10 protein-coding genes are annotated in these 18714 nt (G+C 48.0%); 9 read left to right on the forward strand and 1 reads right to left on the reverse strand.

The window, feature by feature from the left end; translation table 11 throughout:
* Positions 1–107: 107 nt before the first annotated feature.
* The 5 genes from ABZR88_RS07190 to ABZR88_RS07210 all read left to right on the forward strand — a co-directional run bounded on the left by ABZR88_RS07190 (position 108) and on the right by ABZR88_RS07210 (position 10987).
* Entirely contained in the window at positions 108–2417 is a 2310-nt protein-coding gene (locus tag ABZR88_RS07190; RefSeq protein WP_107828098.1) for a glycoside hydrolase family 3 C-terminal domain-containing protein, read from the forward strand.
* 82 nt (positions 2418–2499) lie between these two features.
* The gene (locus tag ABZR88_RS07195; protein WP_211309781.1) at positions 2500–4227 is read left to right on the forward strand and encodes a glycoside hydrolase family 2 protein; all 1728 of its coding nucleotides are present in this window, start codon (positions 2500–2502) and stop codon (positions 4225–4227) included.
* A 14-nt stretch (positions 4228–4241) separates the two neighbouring features.
* Entirely contained in the window at positions 4242–6461 is a 2220-nt protein-coding gene (locus tag ABZR88_RS07200) for a glycoside hydrolase family 3 N-terminal domain-containing protein (RefSeq protein WP_107828097.1), read from the forward strand.
* Positions 6462–6469: 8 nt separating this feature from the next.
* Entirely contained in the window at positions 6470–8800 is a 2331-nt protein-coding gene (locus tag ABZR88_RS07205) for a glycoside hydrolase family 2 TIM barrel-domain containing protein (protein WP_107828096.1), read from the forward strand.
* A 24-nt stretch (positions 8801–8824) separates the two neighbouring features.
* On the forward strand, positions 8825–10987 hold the full coding sequence (locus ABZR88_RS07210) for an alpha-galactosidase (RefSeq protein WP_107828095.1): 2163 nt from the start codon (positions 8825–8827) through the stop codon (positions 10985–10987).
* Between the two features lie 6 nt (positions 10988–10993).
* Here ABZR88_RS07210 and ABZR88_RS07215 read toward each other — a convergent pair whose 3' ends face one another.
* Entirely contained in the window at positions 10994–12019 is a 1026-nt protein-coding gene (locus ABZR88_RS07215; protein ID WP_107828094.1) for a LacI family DNA-binding transcriptional regulator, read from the reverse strand.
* A 168-nt stretch (positions 12020–12187) separates the two neighbouring features.
* Here ABZR88_RS07215 and ABZR88_RS07220 point away from each other — a divergent pair, with 168 nt between their 5' ends.
* The 4 genes from ABZR88_RS07220 to ABZR88_RS07235 are packed head-to-tail and all read left to right on the forward strand — an operon-like array spanning position 12188 to position 18517.
* Positions 12188–14482, forward strand: coding sequence for an FAD-dependent oxidoreductase (locus tag ABZR88_RS07220; protein WP_107828093.1), 2295 nt, complete (start codon positions 12188–12190; stop codon positions 14480–14482).
* 3 nt (positions 14483–14485) lie between these two features.
* Positions 14486–16183, forward strand: coding sequence for a sodium:solute symporter family protein (locus tag ABZR88_RS07225; RefSeq protein WP_245917022.1), 1698 nt, complete (start codon positions 14486–14488; stop codon positions 16181–16183).
* A 1-nt stretch (position 16184) separates the two neighbouring features.
* On the forward strand, positions 16185–17114 hold the full coding sequence (locus ABZR88_RS07230; RefSeq protein ID WP_107828091.1) for an alpha/beta hydrolase: 930 nt from the start codon (positions 16185–16187) through the stop codon (positions 17112–17114).
* Between the two features lie 5 nt (positions 17115–17119).
* Positions 17120–18517, forward strand: coding sequence for a sialate O-acetylesterase (locus ABZR88_RS07235; RefSeq protein ID WP_107828090.1), 1398 nt, complete (start codon positions 17120–17122; stop codon positions 18515–18517).
* The last annotated feature ends 197 nt before the right edge of the window (positions 18518–18714 follow it).

Below are 18714 nucleotides of genomic sequence, written 5' to 3' on the forward strand. Positions count from 1 at the left end.
GTTTGTTCCGTTTTTGCTTAAAATGCCCCTGCTTGTTGCAGAGTTTACCCCCCTTTTAATTCCCGTTTCAGGTTCAAATTTGCTTTAAACCATTATAACCCGTTTTTATGTTTAAAGCTTTACTTCATCTCCGCAAGGTTATTTGTGCAGGTGCATTGATTTGGTGTGGATTGATAACTGCCGGCGCGCAACCAAAGATTAATGCTAAACCCGTTCCGCAGCTTGGTAAAAACAGCATTAAAGAAGTGATAGCCGCCATGACGCTGCAAGAAAAAGCCTTAATGGTGATAGGGGGCGGGCGTACAGGCACCGGTATAATTCTGGGCGATGGCTCTATGATCGGCCGTACAGAATCGCGCTTACCCGGAGCGGCGGGTGGCACCAACGCTATACCTAGACTAGGCATCCCGGCTATGGTATTACCAGATGGCCCTGCGGGTCTGCGTATTGATGTAAAACGCCAAGGCGATAACAAGCTTTATTATGCCACGGCTTTTCCTTCTGCCACTACGCTGGCATCAACCTGGGATACGGCACTGGTAAAAAGGGTAGGAGCTGCATTTGGTAACGAAGTGCTGGAGTATGGTGCCGATATCATCCTGGCGCCGGGCATTAACATTCACCGCAATCCGCTTGGGGGCAGAAACTTTGAGTATTATTCAGAAGATCCTGTGGTAGCAGGTAATATTGCCGCAGCCATCATCAAAGGTTTTCAAAGTAACGGCATAGGTACTTCCATTAAACACTTTGTGGCTAATAATCAGGAGGCTAATCGCGCGGGAATTAATGAACTGATTACCGAACGATCATTAAGGGAGATCTACCTCAAAGCATTTGAGATCGCCATTAAAAAATCGCAACCGTGGACGGTCATGTCGTCATACAATCTCGTTAACGGCACCCATACCTCTGAACGTGCCGACTTGCTCACCACCGTTTTACGTGACGAATGGGGTTTTAAGGGTTATGTGATGACAGACTGGGGCGGCAAGGCCAAAAACCTGATTGCCCAGATGAATGCCGGTAACGATGTAATTATGCCCGGTAATGCCAATCAGGTAAACCGCATTATCTCGGCGGTTGAGCATGACTCGCTGGATGTTAAGGTGCTTGACCGTAACGTGGAGCACATCCTTAACATCATCGTTAAATCGCCTTCTTTCAAACACTACAAATACTCCGGCGCGCCCGATCTGAAAGCGCACGCACAAGTATCCCGACAGGCTGGTGCCGAAGGCATGGTGCTACTGGAAAATCACGGAAATGCACTGCCTTTAAAAAGCAGCCAGAAAAACATAGCCTTGCTGGGCAATGCCAGTTATGCTACCATTGCGGGTGGTACGGGCAGCGGCGATGTCAACAAAGTTCATGTAATTTCACTAGCCGGTGGATTGACTAATGCTGATTTTATGCCAGAAGCACAACTGGCCGCAACCTATAATTCTTATGTAAGCGATTGGCGCAAGCGTTCGCGCGAATTAAATATTGCCGACTATCAGTTAAATACCCTGGCCGCTAAATGTGATGTCGCAGTGCTCACTATCGGTCGCAACAGCGGCGAAACCAAGGATCGTGACCTTGACTCAAACTATCACCTGAAACCGGCCGAATTATCATTGATTGATCGCACGGCCACTGCTTTCCATCAGCAGGGTAAAAAACTCATCATCGTACTAAATATTTGCGGTCCGATTGATACCAAAGCTTGGAGAACTAAAGCCGACGCCATACTGCTGGCCTGGCAACCCGGCCAGGAGGCCGGTGATGCCATGGCCGATGTGCTGACCGGGAAAGTAAATCCTTCGGGTAAACTGGCTACCACTTTTACCGAGAATTACGAAGACGTTCCCTCAGCACGAGATTTCCCTGGTACACCTGCCGCTAGTCCAGAGCAAGTAGCTTACAGGGAGGGTATTTATGTGGGCTATCGGTACTATGATACTTTTAATATTAAACCAGCTTATGAGTTTGGTTATGGCCTGTCTTACACCACTTTTAAGATCAGCCCGGTAAAACTAGCTGCGGCTCTGGTTAAAAATAGGTTAACGGCCCAGGTTACCATAACCAATACCGGCAAAGTAGCGGGTAAGGAAGTGGTGCAGGTTTACGTGGCCGCCCCGGCAAAATCAATTGCAAAGCCAGCACAAGAACTAAAAGATTTTGCCAAAACGCGATTACTCAAACCGGGCGAGTCGCAAACCTTCACTTTTAATATTCCGGTAGCCAGTCTGGCATCTTTCCATAACGATAAAAACGCCTGGATAACCGATGCCGGGCAATACCTATTAAAGATAGGCACCTCATCAAGACAAATAGCACAGACAAGCATTTTCAATATCTCGGCAACGATGGTAACCGAGCGTGTGCATAGCGTACTGCATCCTCCGCAATCGGTAGATGTTTATAATGCTCAATAAACTAAGGATGAAGTATCTAAACAGCATGTTAACAGGACTAATAAAAAAATCGGTCTGTTTTTTGTTCGGGTTTGCAATTGCGATGTCTGCCAGGGCGCAAAGCATAGCTGCTTGTTCTGAGGCTAATCTGGATGGTAAATGGAATGTAATTATAGATTGGTATGGAAGCGGTAACGCGGCCGATATAGCCAGCAATAAACAAGCCACCGGGAAGGATGATTTTGTAGAGTTTTCTTTTGATAACAGCCAAACGCTTGCCGTTCCCGGCGATTGGAACTATCAGCGTGATGAACTGAAATATTACGAAGGCACCGTTTGGTATCAGCGCGATTTTGATTACCTGCCCCGGCGGGGTAAACGCGCCTATCTGCATTTTGATGGGGTAAGTTATCGCTGTGAGGTTTATCTGAATGGCAAACTATTGGGCGGTCACGAAGGTAGCTTTACACCATTTCAGTTTGATGTAAGCGGCATCATCAAGCGGGGTAAAAACCTATTGGTGCTAAAGGCAAACAACGAGCGCCGGGAGGATGCCATCCCGGCTCGCAAGTTTGATTGGTGGAATTACGGCGGTATCACGCGCAGCGTAAACCTGCTTACCGTACCCGATGAACACATAGCCGACTATTTTATCCAACTAAAGAAAGGCTCGCTTACTGATCTTTGCGGCTGGGTGCAGCTTAGCGATAAACAATACCGGCAAGTGAGGCTGGAGATACCAGAGGCACATATAAAAAAGGTGCTTACTACAGATAGTGCCGGTCGCGCGCAGATCGATTTGCCGGCAAAGCTCGCCTTATGGTCGCCGGAACAGCCCAAGCTTTATGCGGTGAAACTATATGCGGGGAACGACACCGTTACAGATTTGATCGGCTTCCGTTCCATTGAGGTAAAGGGCACGCAGATCCTGCTTAATAAAAAGCCGGTATTTCTGCGGGGCATCAGCTTTCATGAGGAAATGCCACAGCGTGCCGCCCGGGCTTATAGCGAGGCTGATTCGCGCACGTTGTTAACCTGGGCTAAAGAGTTGGGTTGCAATTTTGTGCGCCTGGCACATTACCCACAAAACCCGCAAACAGTAAAACTGGCCGAGCAAATGGGCCTGATGATGTGGGAGGAGATCCCCGTTTGGCAGGGCATCCAGTTCAGTAATCCGCAAATACTCAGTAAGGCCAACAACATGCTGCACGAAATGATTGAGCGCGATAAGAACCGTTGTGGCATCATTATCTGGAGTCTCTCTAACGAGACAGCTCCCGGTCCCGACCGCAATGCCACCCTGACTCAAATGGCCAAAGACGCCCGCGCGATGGACGATACCCGCCTTATTTCGTCGGCCTTTGATCATTTTAAATATAGTGGCAACCAGATTTTGATAGATGATCCGCTGAGTGAGAGTTTGGATGTGCTGGCGGCCAACAAATACATGGGCTGGTATGCCAAATGGCCCGCCGGACCGGGCAATGTGGTCTGGAAAAGTACTTTCAATAAACCGCTCATTATCTCTGAGTTTGGTGCCGAAGCCCTCTATGGCAATCACGGCGCTAAAGATACCGCCAGCTTGTGGACCGAAGAATACCAGGAGCAGCTATATAAAGACAACCTAGCCATGTTTAAAAACATCCCATTTCTGCAGGGTGTTTGCCCCTGGATCCTGGCCGATTTCAGGAGCCCCGGCCGCATGCAGGCTCAGTATCAGCAGGGGTGGAACAGAAAAGGTTTGCTATCAGACAAAGGCTTTAAAAAGAAGGCCTGGTATGTGATGCACAGCTTTTATCAGCAAAAACAACAAGAAAATAAAGCCAAATAAAACAGGATACTTATATGTGTAAATTAAAGATCAGTCTTTTGAGTATAGCGTTTGCCGGAGTGCAGTTAACGGCGTTTGCTCAACATAGAACCATCAACCAGCGGGTAGATTCGGTAATGCGGTTAATGACGCTGGATGAAAAGATAGGTCAGCTCAACCAATACTCCGGTCGCGAAACTACCGGGCCGGTTACCCAAAGCACCAGTATTACAGATGCCATTAAACAAGGCCGGGTGGGCTCAATGCTCAACGTGCAGACCGTGAAAAATGTGCGCCCGCTGCAGGAACTGGCCATGCAATCGCGCCTTAAAATACCGCTGTTGTTTGGTATGGATGTGATACATGGTTATAAAACCATCTTCCCTGAGCCATTGGCCGAGTCAGCATCATGGGATATGTCAATTATCCGTCAATCGGCGCATATAGCAGCGGTGGAGGCTTCTGCGGCCGGATTGAACTGGACTTTTGCCCCCATGGTAGACATAGCCCGCGACCCACGCTGGGGCCGTATTATGGAAGGAGCAGGAGAGGATACCTATCTGGGCAGCCAGATTGCCAGGGCCCGTGTGCTGGGTTTCCAGGGCGATAAGCTGGGTGGTGCCGATGCACTGATGGCCTGCGCCAAGCATTTTGCGGCTTATGGCGCGGTGTCATCCGGCCGTGATTATAACGATGTGGAGATGAGCGAGCACCAACTTTGGGAGACTTATTTGCCGCCGTTTAAAGCTGCAATTGATGCAGGCGTGGCCACCTTCATGAGCTCGTTTAATACGCTGAACGGCGTGCCAACCGCTGCCAGCAATTATCTGCAGCGCGACATTTTGAAAGGCAAATGGAACTATTCTGGCTTTGTGGTAAGTGATTGGGGATCAATAGACCAGATGGTTAAATGGGGTTATGTGGCCGATAAAAAACAAGGCGCTCTAAAAGCCATTATTTCTGGTTGCGATATGGATATGATGAGCAACGCCTACATTGACAACCTGAAACAACTGGTGGCCGAAAAGCAGGTAAATATTAAAATAATAGACGATGCCGTAAAACGCATCTTATACAAAAAGTTTGAGCTGGGTTTATTTGATGATCCTTACCGCTTTTGTAATGAAGAACGCCAGGAAAAAGCACTGAATGATCCTGCACATAAAGAAGCGGCGCTGCATACTGCTGAACGTTCTATTGTGTTGCTGAAAAATCAGCAAGGCCTATTGCCGTTGCAAAAACATGGTCAGAATATAGCATTGATTGGTCCGCTTGTAAAGTCTAAGCGCGATTTACAGGGCAACTGGATTGGCGCTGCCGAGTTTGGCCGCGTGGTGAGCATGTACGAGGGCCTAACCCAAAAGCTGGGTAACGATGTGCATTTTACCTATGCCGCAGGCACAACAATTAAGGGTGCCGATACCGCAGGTATTGGCGAAGCCGTTGCCGTAGCCAGCAAGGCAGACATAGTAATTATGGCGCTGGGCGAAGCCGGCGATATGAGCGGTGAATCAAAATCGCGTGCTGACATTGGTTTACCGGGCCGCCAGATGGAATTGTTTAATGCCGTTAAGGCCACAGGCAAGCCGGTTGTGGTGGTGCTGATGGCCGGTCGCCCGCTTATTTTTAATGAGATTGCCGATAAGGCCGATGCTATTCTATATGCCTGGTTTTTGGGCGATGAGGGTGGCCCGGCCATTGCCAATGTGCTTACCGGCGATTATAATCCGTCAGGTAAATTGCCGGTTACCTTCCCTCGTTCTATGGGGCAAATCCCGCTTACTTATAACGGGTATAAAACCGGGCACCCGTATGTGGCCACCAGCAATAATTATCAAACCGGGTATATGGATGTGCCTAATACCCCGCGCTATGCTTTTGGCTATGGTTTGAGCTATACTGATTTTAAGTATAGTGACCTGAAGCTGGATCAACCCATCATGACAAAAAACGGCGCTATCAATGCTAGCTTTACCCTTACCAACACAGGTAAATATGCCGGTGAAGAAGTAGTGCAGCTTTATATTAATGACCCTTTTGCATCTATTGTGCAGCCGATGAAAAAGCTGAAAGGTTTCCAAAAAATAGCCTTAAAATCAGGTGAATCTAAAACCATAACGTTTAAGATCGATAACGATATGCTTTCCTTCTATAATCAGCAGTTGCAATGGGCGTCAGAGCCGGGAAGCTTCAAGCTGATGATTGGCAGCGGGTCTGACGATATCCGTTTACAAAGCGATTTTAAACTGCAATAAAACTGACGATGAAAAATTTACTTATTTGTTTTGCCATCTTGCTCTCAGGGCAATGGGTATCAGCTCAACAGTCAGTCCGCAGGGATAGTCTGCTTAATTTTGATTGGAAATTTAATCTAGGCGATACACCTGATGCCAAAAACACCGCCTTTAATGATAAGACATGGACTACGGTGCAACTGCCGCATGACGGTAGCATAACCGGCGCCTTCGATACCATCAGCGGCACCCGCGGCAACGGTTATCGCCCGCGGCACATTGGCTGGTACCGCAAAACGTTTGTGGTGCCAGCCAATACAACAGGTAAACGCATTGTGCTTGACTTTGAGGGCGTTTATCGTGCTGCTGAGGTTTGGGTAAATGGCGCTTATTTGGGTAAGCATCTTAACGGCTACACCGGTTTTAGTTATGATGTTACCAGGCTGGCAACGCCCGGTAAACCGGTGACTATTGCCGTGCGATATGATAATACCTATAAACAAAGCTCGCGCTGGTATACCGGCGAGGGCATTTATCGTAATGTGTGGCTACGCATCATATCGCCGGTGCATGTGGTTGATAATGGTACCTATATTACCACCCCGTTCATTGCTGATGGCAGGGCAGACGTTGCCATACAAACAACCGTTGCTAACCAGACCGATAGCACCAACATGGTGACGCTTAAAACGGTGCTTATTGACGCGAGGGGCAAAGAAATAAAATCGCTTATCAGCATGGTTCCTTTGCGTGCGCATGAGGCATACACCTATCATCAATATACTTCTATCACTAACCCCGTGCGCTGGGATGTTGCTTCGCCTGTATTGTATACAGCTAAAACTTATGTGCTGAAAGGCAATGCGGTGATTGATAATTATCAAACTCGTTTCGGCATCCGTACGGTAAGTTTTAGTCCGGAAGAGGGCTTTGTATTAAATGGACGTAAGGTGTTTTTAAACGGGGTTAATATTCATCATGATTTGGGTCCACTGGGCTCGGCGGCTTTTGATAAAGGTTTCCGCCGCCGCTTGCTGGGTTTGAAACAGATGGGTGTGAACGCCATTCGTTTGGCGCATAATCCGCATGCACAGTCGGCATTGGATATGTGCGATGAATTGGGCATTCTGGTTTTTGATGAAAGCTTTGACAAATGGAGCAACGAGTATTATGGCCCCGGCGAAGATTTCCATCAACACTGGCAGGCCGATCTGGAGTGGTTTATCCGCAGGGATCGTAACCATCCCAGCGTATTTATCTGGAGCGTAGGTAACGAGGTGGCGGTTAAGCAGGAGTACAAAGACAGTTCTTTTGTGGTGCAATTAGATAAAATGGTTGATGTGGCGCATCGTTTGGATCCATCGCGCAAGGTAACCAGTGGCTTATATCCTTCAAGAGATGAGGATGTGCCGGTGCCCATGGCTTTCCACATGGATGTAATGAGTGATAATTATATGGCGCGGTTCTACAAACGCGATCATCCCAAATTTCCGCAGCTCATCTTTCTGGAAAGTGAGATGACTACTGACAATGGCGGCGAAAGCTTTTTTGGTTACGATCATAGCTATGCCTGCGGTCAGTTTTATTGGGGCGGTACCGATTACATTGGCGAGTCATTCGGCTGGCCATCCAAGGGCTGGAATGGCATTATAGATTGGTGCGATTTCTGGAAACCCATCAGCTATTACATCAAAAGTCTTTACTCACCGGAACCAATGGTGAAGATTGCTGTTTTTGATGCCGCAGGCAGCGATGCCAGGGTTTGGAACGATGTGTTTATGAAAAACCTGAAGATGACCGATAGCTGGAACTGGGAGGCTGGTAAAAAGCTTACCCTTTACACCTTTACCACTGGCGACGAGGTGGAGCTGTTTCTGAATAATAAATCGGTCGGCATTAAGCAGATCAAAGATTTTCCTAAAAACAAGATCTTGTGGGAACTTAATTATGAGCCGGGAACTATTAAAGCCATTGCCCGTAAAAACGGTAAACCTATTGCTACCGATGAGATTAAGACTGCTGGCAAGGCTCACCACATTGTCCTGAAAACCGACTCGACCCGCATGCGTGCAGATGGCCTTGATTTGAGTTATATCACCGTTAACATTGTAGACCAGAATGGTATCTTAGTGCCAGACGCGGCTAATGATATTCAGTTCGATGTAAAAGGTGCTGCCACTATTGCCGGTGTTGCCAATAGTAACCGCCTGAGCGATGAGCTTTTTGTGGCCAGTCACCGTAAGGCTTATGAGGGTAAGTGTTTATTGGTTTTACGCAGCGGCCGCGCAACCGGCAAGGTGCAGGTAAAAGCCACTGCTACAGGCCTTAAGGGCGACGTGCTGAATATCACTGTTCAATAATTTATTTCCGACCATACTTAACACATGAAATATAAAAAATACATCCTCCTGCCTGCGCTGGCACTGCTTACTACTGGTTTGCATGCGCAGGATGGCAAACGCATTGCCATTGAAACAGATCATACCGCGTTGATATTAAATATCGGCAAAAACGGTCGCGTTTATCAGTCTTACCTTGGTGAACGCCTGGCAGACGCAGCCGATAACAACGTATTGCCACAAGGCAAAGAGGCTTACATCACCGGGGGGATGGAAGATCAGTTTCAGCCAGCCATCCGCATCACACATACTGATGGTAATCCCTCGCTGGAGTTGATCTATGCCGATAAAAAAGTAATCCATCCGGATACAGGCAGTACTGAGACCATCATCAGCCTGAAAGATCCTCAATATCCCATCACGGTTAACCTGCACTACCAAGCCTACGCACATGAGGATGTAATTAAAGCCTGGACCGAGATAGTTAATGGCGAAAAAGGCACCATCATCCTCAATGATTATGCATCATCTATGCTGCATTTTGATGCAGGCAGCTACTGGCTCACCCAGTTTCATGGTGATTGGGCCTACGAAATGCAGATGCAGGAGTCTAAACTGACCAGCGGTATCAAAGAAATTGACAGCAAGCTAGGTACCCGGGCAGATATGTACCAGAGCCCCATGTTCCTGCTCTCGCTCAATAAACTGTCTGACGAAACCAGCGGCGAGGTGATGGCCGGTACGCTGGCCTGGACGGGCAATTTCCGTTTTCATTTTGAGCAGGATCAGAATAATTCATTGCGCGTGGTATCGGGTATCAATCCTTACGCTTCAGCCTATCAATTGGCGGCCGGTAAAACGTTTACCACGCCGGCCTTTATCTTCAGTTACTCAGCACACGGCCGCGGACAGGTAAGCCGTAATCTGCATGCATGGGCGCGTAATTATGATGTGATGGATGGCAATAAATCTCGGCTGGTGTTGCTCAATAACTGGGAAACTACCACGTTTAACTTTAATGAGCAAAGGCTGGACGGTATTATGGATGATGCCGTAAAGCTGGGTGCAGACCTTTTTCTTTTAGACGACGGCTGGTTTGGTAACAAATATCCGCGCAGTAATGATAAGGCAGGCCTGGGCGATTGGCAGGAAACCAAAACCAAGCTGCCTAACGGTATTACCCATTTGGTTAAACAAGCCGATGCCAAGGGAACCAAATTTGGCATTTGGATTGAACCTGAGATGGTGAACCCCAAAAGTGAACTCTATGAAAAACATCCGGACTGGATCATAAAGCTGCCAAATCGTGCCGAGAACTATTACCGCAACCAACTGGTGCTGGATCTGGCCAACCCCAAAGTGGCCGATTTTGTGTTTAACACCATGGACGATTTGATTGGCAAACACCCGGGCCTGGCTTTTATTAAATGGGATTGTAACCGCTTGATGAGCAATAACTGGTCGCCTTACCTGAAAGACAAGCAGTCTAACCTGTATGTAGATTATGTGCTTAACCTGTATGATGTATTGAAACGTTTGCGCGCTAAATACCCGCATCTGCCAATTATGCTTTGCTCTGGCGGCGGCGCACGTACAGATTACGAGGCGCTGAAATACTTTACCGAGTTTTGGGCCAGTGACGATACCGATCCGCTGGAGCGGGTGTATATCCAGTGGGGGTATAGTAACTTCTTCCCGTCTAATACGGTAACCTGTCACGTTACTTCATGGGGTAAACAGTCGCTCAAGTTTCGTACGGATGTGGCCATGATGGGCAAGTTGGGTTATGATATTGACGTAAGTAAAATGACGCCAGATGAGCTGGCCTTTAGTCAGCAGGCTATCAAAAACTACAAACGCCTGAGCAGCGTCATCTGGTTTGGCGAACTGTATCGGTTGGTGTCACCTTATGAGGCCAATCGTGCGGTGCTGATGTATGTAGACGGTATCAAAGCTAAAGCGGTACTGTTTAACTATAACCTCAATATCCGTGAGCGCGAGCAAGTGAACCGTGTGCGCCTGCAGGGCCTCGATCCACAGAAGAAATACAAAGTAGAGGAGGTGAACATGATGCCCGGAGCCAAACCCATCCTGGCAGATAATGGCCGCACCTATACCGGCGATTATCTGATGAAAATAGGCCTGGACCTGAACGGCTGGCACCTGAAAGCGCTCACCAGTTCGGTGGTTGAAATGACGGCTCAGTAGTGGCCGTCAGGCCTTGCGAACGGTAGAATTGCGTACAATAAGTTCAGTGTCCAGCACTTTTACCAGCAGTTTCCAATCGGCTGGGTCTTTATCAATCATATCCATTAAAAGCTTCACAGCTGTTTTGCCCATCTCGTTAACGGGTACGGCAACAGTTGTGAGGCTTGGTTCTGCAAATTGCGATGCATAATCATTGCTAAAACCTACCACACCAATATCTTCGGGGATGCGCTTGCCCAATTGCTTAATAACCTGCATGGCCTCCATGGCGGTAGGGTCATTAATGGCAAATAGCCCGTCGGGCGGGTTATCCATATCCATAAAGTGTTTAATATAGATCTTCACCTTACTCATATTCAGGTCGTAACCTATAATCAGGTCTTCATCAATAGGCAGGTTGTGTTTTTTTAACGCATCAATATACCCGTTCTGTCGTTTGCGACTGATGGCTAACGACGGCGGCCCGGCCAAATGGGCAATACGTTTTTTGCCGGTTTTTATTAAATGTTCCACCGCTTTAAAGGCCGCATCATAATCATTAACAATTACCTTTGGGGCCATAATCTCCTCGCAAACCCGGTTAAAGAAAACAATAGGGATGCCCCTGCGCTGAAAGGTGCGCAGATGGTCAAAGTTCTTAGTCTCCTTGGTTAATGAAACAATAATGCCGTCAACCCGGTTGCGCATCATTAGTTGCGCGTTATCTACTTCGGTATTGTAATCCTCGTTACACTGGCTAATCAGCACATTATAATCGCTTTTGCGGGCTTCTTCCTGCGCGCCAATAATTACCTGCGAGAAAAACGATGTTACAAACTCCGGCACAATAATGCCTATGGTTTTGGTTTTGTTGGTAATCAGGCTAATAGACATCTGGTTGCGCTGATACTCCATTTTCTCAGCCAGCGCAAGCACGGCTTCGCGGGTTTGCTGCTTTACGTTGGGGTGCCCGGTAAGGGCTCTTGACACGGTTGATTTAGAGAGGTTCAGCTCCCGCGCAATATCAATAATGGTGGTTTGATGGCTCTTCATAATTGTTATGATTGTTAAATGTAGGTTGCTGCAATCAATATTCAAAACTTTGGGAACGGTTCCCAAAATTGGGAACGGTTCCACTATTTATAATGCAACCCGCTGGCCATACATGCTACACAATCCTGATATTTTGGCGGTGCAATTATAAGCGGAACTGATATTTTCATGATAAAAGATACTACTAATGCTAAACGGGCACTGCATCAGCAGCAGCTCAGCGCCGGTCTGGTTATCACCGGTGGAGGCCTTTCGGGCGTATGCGCTGCCATTACCGCCGCCAGAGCCGGTACAAAGGTTATATTGGTTCAGGACAGACCGGTACTGGGCGGTAATTCATCAAGCGAGGTGAGGTTGTGGATTCTGGGTGCAACATCGCACATGGGCAACAACAACCGCTGGTCACGCGAGGGTGGGGTAATTGATGAAATACTGGTAGAAAATACCCATCACAACCCCGAGGGTAATCCGCTGATTCTGGATATGATTCTGCTGGATAAAGTGAAGCAGGAGGGTAACATCACCCTGTTGCTTAACACTGCCGTTTTCGATCTGGAGAAAAGCGATGCCGATACCATTAGCAGCCTCAAAGCATTTTGCAGTCAGAATTCTACCGAATACTTATTGACGGCGCCATTGTTTTGTGATGCCTCCGGCGATGGGATAGTGGGCTTTTTGGCGGGCGCAGCCTTCCGTATGGGGGCCGAGGCCGCAGATGAGTTTGACGAGCAAATGGCCCCCTCTGCCCAGTATGGCGAGTTGCTGGGGCACTCTTTATATTTCTATAGTAAAGATACCGGCAAGCCGGTTAAGTTTATCCCGCCATCATTCGCCCTGGACGATATTACCAAAATACCGCGCTACCGCAGCTTTAATGCTAATGAGTTTGGTTGCAAATTGTGGTGGGTTGAATATGGCGGCAGACTGGATACCATCCATCAAACCGAAGAAATTAAGTGGGAATTGTGGCGCGTGATCTACGGTGTATGGAATCACATTAAAAATTCAGGTCAATTCCCCGAAGCAGAAAATTTAACGCTGGAGTGGGTCGGCACTATTCCCGGCAAGCGCGAAAGCCGCCGTTTTGAAGGCGATTACATGCTGAGCCAGCGTGATCTGACCGAGCAGCGACCACATCATGATGCGGTCGCTTACGGCGGTTGGTCCATAGACCTGCACCCGGCAGATGGCGTTTTCAGCGAGCGACCGGGCTGTAACCAGTGGCATAGCAAAGGCATTTTTTCTATACCTTATCGCACTTTATATAGTCGCAATATCAGCAATTTGTTTCTGGCAGGGCGCATCATCAGCGTTAGTCACGTAGCGTTTGGGGCTACGCGGGTAATGGCCACATCTGCCTATGTAGGGCAAGCTGTGGGTATGGCAGCAACGCTTTGTTTAAAACAGGGCTTGCTGCCTGCACAATTGCTTCAGGAAACGCAGCTTAACGAGTTGCAAACCATGCTGATGAAGGCTGGGCAGTATATTCCAGGTTTAACACTGAATGATGGTGCTGACCTGGTTCAGCAAGCTGCCGTAAAAGCTTCATCAACCCTGAAATTTAAAGGGTTTGATGCGGTTGATGCCTGGAAATCATTGGCGATTTCAGCCGGCATGCTGATGCCATTTAAAGCTGGAAAGCTGCCGGTGTTCACGGTGCCGGCGCGTTCATCGGCCACTACAAAGTTACTTTGTGAGTTATGGATCTGCAGCCGGTCGGGCAGTTTTACGCCGGATGTATTGATGACCAGTAACACCCTAACTGTTAATGGTGATGTGGAATTAGAACTTGATTTCGATGTTGTATTGCCTGAGGCCGGTTATGCGTTCATCATCTTCAGGCAAAATGCGGCAATTGAATTGGGATATACAGATCAAAGGATAACGGGCATTGTATCGGTGTTCAATCTAATTAATAAAGCCGTGTCTAATTATGGCAAGCAAAGCCCGCCGCCAGGTACAGGGGTAGATGAGTTTGAATTCTGGTGCCCGCAGCGTCGCCCGGAAGGGCAGAACATCGCTCTAAAATTAAGCGAAGCGCAGGATTTGTTCGAAGCCGAAAACATCAGCAATGGTGTTGATAGACCCGTAATGCAGCCCAATGCATGGGTGGCAGATAGGGACGATATCAATCCGTCACTAACTTTAGAATGGTCGAGCGTGCAAATCATTAGTAGTATGACGCTTTGTTTCGATACTGATTTTGACCATCCGATGGAATCGGTGCTGATGACGCACCCTGAAACTACTATGCCGTTTTGTGTAAGAGATTATAGAGTTGTTGATGCAAGCGGAAGAGAAATCTATGCCGCAACCAACAATTATCAAACCCGAAACGAAATAAAATTTGATGAGCCTGTTGAAACGGCTAAATTGACCATCTATGTTCAACATCCCCTGCCACACGTACCGGCTGCTTTATTTGCCGTGCGTTGTTATGGGCCCCAACAAGCAGCAAATTAACCCGTGGCAACTTTAGATTATATTGTAATGGGCGTTTTTGCCCTGCTCATCTTCGGTATCGGCTTAACCTTTACCCGGGTGAGCAACAAAGGCGGGCAAGCCTTTTTTGAGGCCGGAGGCGAAACTCCCTGGTGGATCAACGGCCTGTCGCTGTTTATTAGCTATTTTTCTGCAGGCACATTTGTGGTGTGGGGTTCCATCGCTTATAAAAGCGGATTGGTAGCCAATATCATTCAAACCACCATGGCAGCCAGCGGCTTGATTGTCACACTGTTTATTGCCGGTCGCTGGAAACGCACAGGCGTAGCTACCGCTGCCGAGTACATGGGCAAGCGCTTTGGTGCGCGCGAGAAGCAATTTTATACTTTTTTAACGCTGCTGCTCAGTTTGTTTACTACAGCCGGGGTACTTTACCCGGTGGGTAAGATGGTGGAGGTAGCGTCGGGCCTGCCCTTAAACTGGTGTATTGTTATCATAGGGCTTATTATTGTGCTTTATACCGCCGCCGGTGGGCTATGGGCCGTTTTGGTTACAGATGTGGTGCAGTTTGTTATCCTAACCGCTGCTGTGCTGATTGTTATACCTGCTGCCGCTGGCGATATTGGTGGGATCAATCACTTGTTTACCCGCGCACCCAAGGGTTTCTTTAACCCGGTAAATGACGAATACACTTATGGGTTTATGTTGGCCTTTGTGGTTTATCAAACATTTTATATTGGCGGCAACTGGTCATACGTGCAGCGTTACACCAGTGTAGATACAGCTAAAAACTCAAAAAAAGTAGCCGGATTGTTTACGGTGCTTTATTTGTTTTGTCCGGTTATCTGGATGCTTCCGCCGATGATTTATCGTATCATTAATCCTAACCTGCATGGCCTGGAAGTAGAGGATGCCTACATGATGCTGATTCATCGTGTGATGCCTGCCGGCTTGATTGGTCTGGTTTTGGCGGGCATGGTATCGGCTACATCAAGCAAGGCTAACACCACTATTAACATGGTGGCTACCGTGTTTGCGCAGGATATTTATAAAAACCTGATGCGCCCTGCTGCTCCCGATAAAGAAGTAATATGGGTAGCGCGTATGTTTACGCTCATTTTTGGCGCTGCCACTATCGGTGTAGCCATGTGGATTCCTAGCGCAGGAGGCATTGTTGAAGTGGTGTTGAGCACGGCATCTATAGCTGGCGGCGCCTTGTTCGGACCGATGATCTGGTCGTTGTTTTCTAAACGTCAAACCGGATTCTCGGTGGTAACGGCCACGGTTTTATCCCTACTGATTAACTTCTTCTTTAAGATTATTAGTCCAGATCTGTTGCACATCAAACTGACACGTACCATGGAGACCGTTTGTGGCATGGGTATACCAGTTGTTACCCTGTTACTGTTTGAGTTGTGGTACATGGCGCGCGGCAAAGTATCGCAAGGCGCGGCAACCATGGAGGTTTTAGCCACCGAAGCCCGGCAGAAACACACTTCAACCGTGCATTTTGCGGCGCAGCAGCAAAATATTTTTGGCATCACCGTTATTGCGGTTTCGGTATGTGTGGTTGGGGTGGGTATCATCGTACTGGGTGCATTGGCTACTAAGTTTGCAACGACGGTGGTTACTGTAGGTTGCGTTATTCTGGCTATTGGGGTAAGTATTGCTGTGGCTATTGCCCGCCAGAAAGCAAAAGCATTGGTGAAAAACCAGGGGTGATATGCGGTTAAGAAGTATAATCATTGGAGTGATCTTATCTTGTACATTGGCCATTGGCTATGCGCAGGAGATCTATCCTTTATATCCCGGTAAGATCATCAACTCTATTTCTGCTGAGAACCTGGAGAAATGGGAGACCGATCCGGTTACAGGCACCGTCAGGGTATCAAATGTATCTATCCCCACTATACAAGTATTTCCCGCCAAAGGGAGCAACGCAACCGATGCCGCAGTGGTTATTTTCCCAGGTGGCGGCTACGTTAAACTGGGGATGAATACGAAGGGTACAGATGTTACCAACGCATTCAATGCTGCCGGAGTTACAGCCTTTGTGGTTAAGTATCGTTTACCGAGCGATCGTACCATGCCACAAAAACAGCTGGCACCAATACAGGACGCCCGCCGGGCCATGCAGTTTGTAAAAGAAAATGCCTCCAAATGGCATTTAGATACCGCAAAGGTGGGTGTGGTTGGCTTTTCGGCTGGTGGACATGTGGCCTCTTCGCTTGGAACCAGCTTTCGCGACGCAGTGATTGACAGCGTGCCGCTAAAATATATCCGTCCGGCATTTATGGTGCTCATCTATCCCGTCATCAGCATGGATAAAAAATTGGGCAACGGGCCATCGACCCAGAACCTGCTGGGTAAAAACCCTGATGATGCAGAGCGGGCGCGTTTTTCAAACCAGTTACATGTTGATGCCCATACGCCACCGGCATTTATTGTGCATGCTGCAGATGATAACGCTGTGCCCGTAAAAAGCAGTTTGCTGTTTTATGAAACCCTGCTTCAGCATGGTGTAAAATCAGAATTGATTGTTTACCCTACCGGCGGGCACGGGTTTAACCTCGTTACCGGCAATACAACCGATAAATGGATTGACCATTGCGTGGCCTGGATGGCCGCGAACCATTGGATCCCTAAACCCTGACGGTTATGCGCAAATGTCTCGCACTGATACTAATTCTCCTCAGTTTTACAGCAAAAGCACAAATAAAACTCCCGGCTTTTTTTGCTGACGGTATGGTGCTGCAACAAAAAAAACAGGTGAAAATATGGGGCACCGCACCGGCAGGCAAGCGAATTTATCTTTCCACTTCGTGGGATAGAAAACGTTATCATGCCCAGGCTGATTCAGCAGGGAAATGGCTGGTAAAGGTGGCCACACCAAGTGCGGGTGGGCCGTACCAGATCCATATATCTGGCGCGGGTAAAGTTAGTATTACCAATATTTTGATAGGAGAGGTGTGGCTGTGTTCAGGCCAGTCTAATATGGATATTCCGTTAAAAGGTTATCCCAATACGCCCATACTCAATGCCAACGATATTTTGATGGATGCACCCGACGATGGCCTGCGCCTGTTTCATGTAGGTTTACGTACGTCTGCTCAACCACAAACTGATGTTAAAGGTAATTGGCAGGCAGCGGATGCAGCATCGGCACAAACTTTTAGTGCGGTGGGATACCAGTTTGCCCGTTTTATTCATCAGCATTTAAAAGTACCGGTAGGCATTATCCAGGCTACCTGGGCCGGATCTGCTATTGAGGCCTGGATGGATAAACAACTGGTAGCCGATGTTTTGAAAGACAGTTTGGCAACGGACAAATCATTAAGCAACGCCGAGCACCGCACGCCCGGCAATATATACAACGGTATGATAGCCCCATTAATGGGCTACAGTATGGCCGGCGTAATTTGGTATCAGGGCGAGCAAAACCGGTTTAATTATTACTCGTACCCGGCTTTGCAAACGGCCATGGTAACGGCATGGCGCAAGGGTTGGGAGAGTGGCGACTGGCCATTTTACTACGTGCAGATAGCGCCCATGCGCTACCCTGTGCTACAGCAAACGCTTGCGCCCCGAATGCGTGAGGCGCAGCTAAAGATCACCCAAACGTTAGCTAATAGTGGTGTTGCTATAGCGATAGACGCGGGCGAGGAGCACAACATTCATCCGGCTAATAAAACTATCATAGCGCGCCGCCTGGCTTATTGGGCTCTGGGCGCAAACTACCAGAAAAAGGGAATTACCTACAAAAATCCGCGGTTTGATACGTTGGTTGTAGACAAAGATACGGCCCGTGTTAAGTTTGCCGACGCCCCCAACGGCCTGACAACTTTTGGAAAAAATATTACCCAGTTTGAAATAGCCGGTAGCGATAAAGTTTTCTATCCGGCTACGGCAGTTTTGCGTGCCAATACCGTTAACGTACACAGCGACAGTGTGAAACATCCGGTAGCTATTCGCTATGCTTTTAAAGATTGGGCTACGGGCGAGCTTTATAGTACCGATGGCTTGCCGGTTTCTTCTTTTCGCACCGATAATTGGTAGCATTCTATCCCAATTTCATTGCTTTCTTTGTCTAAATTTTAGTGCCAAATATGCTTTCCTACTGTGTGTAGGCCTGCTTTGACGGGCTTTGTGCATTTATTGAGAACGTTCCCAAAAATTGGGAACGTTCTCAATGGGATTTGGCCCGTATTTGTGACATGACAATCTGTTGACCTAAATATATTTGAAACAACCAA

Origin of the sequence: Mucilaginibacter yixingensis (assembly GCF_041080815.1) — a bacterium.
Classification (GTDB): domain Bacteria; phylum Bacteroidota; class Bacteroidia; order Sphingobacteriales; family Sphingobacteriaceae; genus Mucilaginibacter; species Mucilaginibacter yixingensis.